The sequence below is a fragment of the Lysinibacillus parviboronicapiens genome (genome assembly GCF_003049575.1).
Lineage (GTDB): Bacteria > Bacillota > Bacilli > Bacillales_A > Planococcaceae > Lysinibacillus > Lysinibacillus parviboronicapiens.
On the sequence record NZ_PYWI01000084.1, the window covers coordinates 1 to 1,349 of the forward strand.

Genomic DNA, 1,349 nt, shown 5'->3' on the forward strand with positions numbered 1-1,349 from the left:
TTGTTTAAACCAAGCACTTGTGCTGTAGAAGTATGAACTTCTTCTAGAAGCTCTGGGTTTTCTACTAATTTGATGCCATAAGAAGGAATCATTTCTTTTAGTTTTGGTTCCCACTCTTTTACTTGTTGAGGGAAGCACTTGTTAATGACTTCAATCATTACTGGAACGGCAGTTGACGCACCTGGCGAAGCACCTAGTAAGGCCGCGATGGAACCATCTGCTGCACTGACTACTTCTGTCCCAAATTGAAGCGTTCCTTTACCACCAGCTTCAGTATCTTTGATAACTTGTACACGTTGACCCGCAACGACAATATCCCAATCCTCGCTCTTCGCTGTCGGGATAAAGTCACGCAACTCTTCCATACGTTGATCTTTCGATAACATCAGTTGTTGGATAAGATACTTTGTTAAGCCCATTTCTTTTACGCCTGCCGCCAATAATGTTGTAATATTATGCGGTTTTACAGAAGCAAATAAATCCATATTCGAGCCTGTTTTTAAGAACTTCGGTGAGAAGCCCGCGAACGGACCAAATAATAACGATTTTTTGTTGTCGATGAATCGTGTGTCCAGATGCGGCACAGACATTGGTGGCGCGCCAACCGCCGCTTTGCCGTATACTTTGGCATGATGCTGCTCGACAATCTCTTGATTGTTACATACCATAAATAAACCACTAATTGGGAATCCACCGATATGTTTGCCTTCAGGAATACCTGATTTTTGTAATAACTCTAAGCTTCCGCCGCCTGCTCCAAGGAAGACGAATTTCGCCGTATGATATTCCATTCTACAGCCATCGATATCATGTACTTTTAACTCCCATGAGCCGTCTTTCGCACGTTTAATGCTTTCGACACTATGTTTGTAGTTGATATCAACATCTTGCGTTTTTAAATGGTCAAATAACATGCGCGTTAAAGCCCCAAAGTTGACATCTGTACCTGTGTCAATTTTTGTTGCCGCAATCGCTTCATCCGCTGGACGGTCTTCCATAATAAGCGGAATCCATTCCATCAGTTTCTCTGGGTTATCGGAAAATTCCATCCCTTTGAACAGCGGATTATTAGCCATTGTTTCAAAACGTTTTTTCAAATACTCGACATTTTTCTCGCCTCTTACCATACTCATATGTGGTAATGGCATGATAAAATCTTGTGGGTTTTGGATGAGCTTGCGATTAACAAGATATGACCAAAACTGCATAGAAACCTGGAACTGTTCATTCACGTTGATGGCTTTGCTAATATCAATAGAGCCATCTGGTTTTTCAGAAGTGTAGTTAAGCTCACACAATGCTGCATGCCCTGTTCCCGCATTATTCCATTCGTTCGAGCTTTCTTCTCC

Annotated in this window: 1 protein-coding gene; it reads right to left on the minus strand. The window is 42.0% G+C overall.

What is annotated here, in order from left to right:
• On the minus strand, positions 1 to 1,349 hold a 1,349-nt coding region (mqo, locus tag C9J35_RS23100; protein ID WP_107927150.1), incomplete at both ends, for a malate dehydrogenase (quinone).